This is a genomic window from Dokdonella sp., assembly GCF_039926425.1.
Classification (GTDB): domain Bacteria; phylum Pseudomonadota; class Gammaproteobacteria; order Xanthomonadales; family Rhodanobacteraceae; genus Dokdonella_A.
The window spans coordinates 1-5,649 of record NZ_JBDSWZ010000229.1 but is presented as its reverse complement, the minus strand read 5'-3'; the positions used below and the strand labels follow the sequence as shown (position 1 = coordinate 5,649).

General features: G+C 62.6%; 5 protein-coding genes. 2 read left to right on the top strand and 3 right to left on the bottom strand.

Translation table 11 applies throughout. The annotated features are described in order from the left end of the window. Positions 1–301: 301 nt before the first annotated feature. The 3 genes from ABIV12_RS13150 to ABIV12_RS13140 all read right to left on the bottom strand — a co-directional run bounded on the left by ABIV12_RS13150 (position 302) and on the right by ABIV12_RS13140 (position 3,928). The gene (locus ABIV12_RS13150; protein ID WP_348060012.1) at positions 302–688 is read right to left on the bottom strand and encodes an MAPEG family protein; all 387 of its coding nucleotides are present in this window, start codon (positions 686–688) and stop codon (positions 302–304) included. A 155-nt stretch (positions 689–843) separates the two neighbouring features. Beyond that, entirely contained in the window at positions 844–2,223 is a 1,380-nt protein-coding gene (locus ABIV12_RS13145) for a DUF1501 domain-containing protein (protein WP_348060010.1), read from the bottom strand. 4 nt (positions 2,224–2,227) lie between these two features. Then, entirely contained in the window at positions 2,228–3,928 is a 1,701-nt protein-coding gene (locus ABIV12_RS13140) for a DUF1800 family protein (protein ID WP_348060008.1), read from the bottom strand. Positions 3,929–4,065: 137 nt separating this feature from the next. On the opposite strand from ABIV12_RS13140, the gene ABIV12_RS13135 reads away from it, so the two are divergent. Further along, positions 4,066–4,458, top strand: coding sequence for a plastocyanin/azurin family copper-binding protein (locus tag ABIV12_RS13135; protein ID WP_348060006.1), 393 nt, complete (start codon positions 4,066–4,068; stop codon positions 4,456–4,458). A gap of 475 nt (positions 4,459–4,933) precedes the next feature. Further along, on the top strand, positions 4,934–5,649 hold a 716-nt coding region (locus ABIV12_RS13130; RefSeq protein ID WP_348060001.1), incomplete at its 3' end, for an alkene reductase.

Sequence of the window (5,649 nt, the reverse complement as noted above, 5' to 3'; positions counted from 1 at the left end):
GAGCGCGTTCGGTGAAATCGCGCGTGTGCCGGTGGTAATCGATCGCGGTCGACGCGCGCATCAGGTTGTCCATGATCGGATCCGCCACCGCAAGAATCTCGTCGTCCGATTTGAGTGCAAGCTCCATCGTGCGTCCATCGCAGCGCGATCACGCTGGTCCAACAATCGAGGCGCGGACTCGACGGCTCGTCCGGTGCGCCCTCATGCTTCTACCCGACGCGGTCGACAAGCACCGGGTGATGAGCGGTGCGCACCAATCCTTTCGGGTTGTTCGGCGATCCAGCATACGACGGAACAGGCATCATTTGCTCCACCACGGCGAGAAGAACAGCGCAACGTTGATCGCGAATCCGATATTCCAGATCGCGGTGCGCGTCCACGCAAAATCTGCGAGATACGCGGCGACGAAGGCCATACGCGTCACGACGAATGCGACGGCCAGTGCATCGATGGTGGGTTGCGGCACGTGCCTGAATTCGGCCAGAAGTACGGCAACCGCAAAAAACGGAAAGGTCTCGATGCCATTGTGATGGGCGCCCAGTGCGCGTTGACGCATCGGTGTGGACCAGAACCCGGGATCGCGTGGACGCGCATTGTCGAATTCACGCCAGCCCAGCGGCTTGAACGGCGCAATCGTCAGGAGAAACACGAGGACGGCGGCAAACAGACACCACTCGGCGATGGTCATTCTTGCCTCCAGGCATTCACCAAAAGGAATGCGTGCGCAGCACGGGCCGACACGCGCATGCTCCAACGAATTCCCGGGTTTGCAATCATGGCATCGCGGCGGTCTGCGACGCAGCGCGCATGATCAAGATCTGCGTTCGCACCTGTTGCGCGCACTCACGATGCCGCCATGAACCCCAGGTCCGGCGTCGCGAAGCGTCCGAGGTTCGGGAACACGGTGGACATGTCGCCCGGCGCCACGCCATACCATTTCGCAAGGGTTGCGGCGTATTGATCGACCGCGGTGGTCGGGATGATCTGTCCATAGCCCGCATCGTCGGGACCACCGACGCTGAGCTGGGGCAGCGTGCCGTAGATGCGGCGGCCGTTGACCGCGCCGCCGAGGACGAGATGATGGCTGCCCCAGCCGTGATCCGTGCCGTCGCCGTTGATGCTGGTGGTACGACCGAATTCCGACGCGGTGAAACTGGTGACCTTGTCGGCGACGCTCATTTCCTGCGTGGCTGCGTAGAACGCAGCGAGCGCGGCATCCAGCTGGCCCAGTTGCGTTCCCTGGTCCTCCAACTGGTTGTCATGCGTGTCGAAACCGCCAATGCCGACATAGAAGATCTGGCGTTGCATCTGCAGCGGCGAACGGACATTGATGAGGCGCGCCACCATGCGCAGCTTGCGACCCAGCGAGGTGTCGGGAAACGGCGTGGCCAGCGCATTTTCACCATCGAGCGCATCGGTGATCATCGCCTCGTTGTTCATCGATCGACGCATCACGCCGGCGTACTGGCGTTGCAGCGCATTGCCTTGCGCAGCATCGCGCAGTGCAAGAAATGCGGCGCGCCGTGCAGCATCCCATTGCGGATTGAGATTGCCGACGCCCTGCGCGCCGCTTTCGCCGACGAAATAGGGAACGACGACATCGCCCGCCTGGAACACATTCTCGCCATCGACCGAAATATTCATCGACAGCGTCGGATTGGTGTTGCTGGTGTGGAAAATGTCGGCCAGTCGACCGCCCCAGCCGCGGCGCGTGATCGCATCCGCATTCGGGCGCTGCCACACCACGCTCTGGTCGCTGTGTGAAAAAAGTTGCGCAGGCACGGGCACCGCACCCGATTGATAGTCGGCCTTCGATGTCGGGTACAGCAACGGGCCAATGTTGGCGCCGATCGCCAGCGGGGAGGATGTCTGATTGAACAACCCGCGCAGCAGCGGCATCGCGGGGTTCAAGCCATAGTTGCTGCCGTCACTCGGCGTGGTCTGCGGATTGAGCGACAGCAGATCGCCAAGGGGCAGAGCGAGTGCACCACGCGCAGTCTGGTATTGCGCGTATTGGGTTGCGCTGGTTGGCACGAGCATGTTGAACGCATCGTTGCCGCCGTACATGTAAATGCAAACGAGTGCGCGGTAGTCGCTGCCGAGCAGTCGATGATCGACCGTCGCGGCCGCATGGGCGATCGAAAGCTTGCCGGCAAACTGCGAGAACAGCGCGGAGCTGGCGGTGGCGCACAGGGCGCGCTGAAGGAAGTCGCGACGTTTCATGGCATCACCGCTCGATCACGTATTCGGGGGAGGTCTGGATCAGCCACACCGCATCCTGCACACGCTGGCGTCGCTCGGCGTCACTTCCGGAAGGCATGCCCTGCACGTAAGCGACCAGCGTGTCGAACATGAAAGAGGACATCGTGCGGTTCATGAAGAGGAGATCAAAGCGATCGACGAGTTGCACGGCGTCGCCCGCGAGAGCGACTTCAGGGGCCAGGTCGACGACGATGTCTTCCGGTCCCTGCGAGTCGGAGCCGCGCCAGAAGTAATACACCTTCGCGCCCAATCCGTTCGCGGTGCTCGCAATCGTCGTGTCGGTGGTGATCTGGAACTCCGGCGCATCCAGGCCGAGCGAGGAGAGCTCGCCAGGCGGCTGGTAGTCGGGCAGGAAGAAATTGAACACGGTTGGCGCGCGCAGTGGCGCCTGGCCAAGATAGCCTTCGGGATTCCATTCCCGATAGCGGCCATCGTCGGCACGTGCGGAGAACACGCGCCACAAACGGCTGAGGCGCAGCAGTGGCTCACTCAACTTGCCGGCATTGCTCGCGAGTGTTGGCAGCGCGCGTGCTTCCGGATCGAGCAGCATCGCACGCACCGTCGCGTCAAGATCGCCGCGGACGCCAAGCCCGTTGTTGGCGAAGACGGCCGCAACGCGTCCGACAAATGCCGCGCTCGGATTTCCGGTGACGAGCCTCTTGATCAGGTGTCGCGCAACAAACGCCGGAACGTTCGGATGATTGAACAGATTGTCGAGGGCGGCGTCGAGATCGCCCTGTGCCGTTTCGCCACCCGGCAGTACGCCGCCTGCGAGCGCGACTCCGGGATATACGGTCAGCTGCTTGTTGTCGTCGCTCGCGTGAAACGACTCCCATGAATCCATCGGCAGCAGCCAGCCGAAATCGCCGACGGGACAGTATTCCCACTCCCACGGCTGGCCGCCCTGTGGCCTCGGGCAGGCGTGCCAGTTCCAGCCGGTGAACACGTTCGCGAAGCCGCGAATGGTGTCCTGATCGTAGGTCGGAATCGGCTGGCCGTTGGAGAGCAGCGGCGTTCCGTCCGGCGCGAGCTGCACCAGCCCGACCGAAAACAGCTGCATGATTTCGCGTGCGTAGTTCTCGTCCGGGCGGATGTTCTGCGTCGCGTCCGATTTGCGATTCTTGAACATCGACAGGTAGTGGCCCATCACCGGATTGAGTGTCACGTTCGCAAGCAGGGTGCGGTAATTGCCGAGCGCGCCGTCGACCAGCACGTCCTGGTAATTCGCCATCGCAATCGGCTCGTTCTCGATCGAGCCATTCCGGTCGGAGACGACGAACAGTTCGCTCAACGCAAAGGCGACTCGCTGGCGCAGCTGATCCGGCGCATTCACCGCGTTGAGCCACCATGCCTCCTGCCGGCTGTTCTGATAGACATTGAGGCCTGCCGCCGCCTGCGCCTCGAGGTAGGGGCGATGATGCGAAGCCGGCAACGCATATTGCTCGTCGAGCCACGCGCGGTAGCCGAGGTCGCGCAGCCGCGTGATTTCGGGGAGCGTCGCTCCAAACGTCGACTGGGTGAGGAATCGCGCGGACTGCGCATCCGAATGCGGGCCTTCGGATGCATCGTCGAAGCCGGAATCAAAGACATGGTCGCCGGCACATGCAACGGATGCGCCGCTCGCCAGCGCGAAGGCGATTGCGCATCGCCCGAAAACTGCACTCATCGATGTCCCCTGCTTTGACCGACGCCACCAAGCCGGTGACACTACGTCGTATGCTCCCGAGTCTATGTGAGAGCGGTCACAGCGTGAATCACCCAGCTTGCCGTCTGTCCATCGCGTTCGTCCTTTTCGGAGCCTGCGTGCCGATGCGGGTGTTCGCACTCAACAATTGCGTCGACGGCGACTTTGCCGATCGTCGCGGTCTGGCGCACGTGTCGATCGCCAACGATGACCCGACCAATCCGTATCGCTATCGCCCGAGATGCGTGACGATCAGCGAAGGAACCATGGTCACGTTCCGTGCCGTGCCGGATTTCGGGATGCATCCACTCTACGGCGGCACCGTCGAGGCCGGTGTGGCGACGATCGACCCTGCGAGCCCGGTCGGATCGATCGGCATCGGCAGTGAAGAGAACCGGGTACTGACTGCTTCCGGCGAGTTCCCATTCTTCTGCGACGTGCACTACAGCCAAGGCATGGCCGGATCGATCCGCGTGGTACCCCAACTGTTCGCGAACGGCTTTGACGGATGAACGATTCGTAGGCCGGACGCGCTCTGCGCGGCCGGCAACTTCGCCGGACATCACGCGCGCGTAGATTGCGCTTGGCGACGACACAGGCGATGCGTCGACTTGAGGGTGGCCTGCATAACGCAGCAACGCGATCAGCAGAACCAGCACCAACCCCGCGACCCAGAAAAGCACTGTGGGCGAACGAACGTGCATTGCGAGCACCATCCCCTGATCCGTGCGGACGAGCCAATATCCCAGCATCACCACGACAGCGCAATGCTGAACGCATGACGGCTATCGCAGATCGCGCAATCGGCATGCGTTGACGAGCCGCGGAAAGGGACATGCCGAGTCCTCGACGGCACCCGACCCGACTTGCCCCGGCGATTGTTTCCTTGCCGGCAACAGATCGTCGCCTTCGGACTCCTTGCAATCGGTGTGCTCAGGAGCCACAACGTGAACGCATTGACGTCAACTGTCTTCCCGGAGATCTCGCATGACCGATTCACCGCTGTATTCCACCTATCGCCTCGGCCCGATCGAACTGAAGAATCGCGTGGTCATGGCGCCGATGACACGGAGCCGCAGCATCGGCAACGTCCCGGGCGATCTGGTCGCCACCTATTATTCGCAGCGTGCGGAAGCCGGACTGATCCTGACCGAAGGCACCTCGCCGTCTCCCAATGGTCTGGGCTACCCACGGATTCCAGGGATGTACTCCGCAGAACAGGCTGCCGGCTGGAAGATGGTGACCGATGCCGTGCACAAGGACGGCAGTCATATCTTCGTGCAGTTGATGCACACCGGCCGCGTGAGCCACCCGGCGAACCTCCCCGCCGATGCCCGTGTGCTCGGTCCATCGCCGATTGCCGCGCCGGGCGAGATGTACACCGACAGTGCCGGCATGCAGCCGTTTCCGGTGCCCGAGGCGATGACCGAGGACGACATCGAGCATGCGATCGCGGAGTACGCGCAATCCTCGCGACTGGCGATCGAAGCCGGCTTCGATGGCGTCGAACTGCATGGTGCAAACGGCTACCTGATCGAACAGTTCCTCAACGTCGCGTCGAACCAGCGCACCGATCGCTGGGGCGGCTCGGTCGAAAACCGTCTTCGGTTCGCACTGGAAATCGCGAAGCGTACGGCGGCGGCGATTGGCGCGGACCGGGTGGGAATTCGCATTTCACCGTATGGCGTCTTCAACGGCTCGAC

Bases quoted from the DNA above. Each gene is read 5' to 3' on its own strand.
- ABIV12_RS13150 (WP_348060012.1), bottom strand. From the start codon at position 688: ATGACCATCGCCGAGTGGTGTCTGTTTGCCGCCGTCCTCGTGTTTCTC.
- ABIV12_RS13145 (WP_348060010.1), bottom strand. From the start codon at position 2,223: ATGAAACGTCGCGACTTCCTTCAGCGCGCCCTGTGCGCCACCGCCAGC.
- ABIV12_RS13140 (WP_348060008.1), bottom strand. From the start codon at position 3,928: ATGAGTGCAGTTTTCGGGCGATGCGCAATCGCCTTCGCGCTGGCGAGC.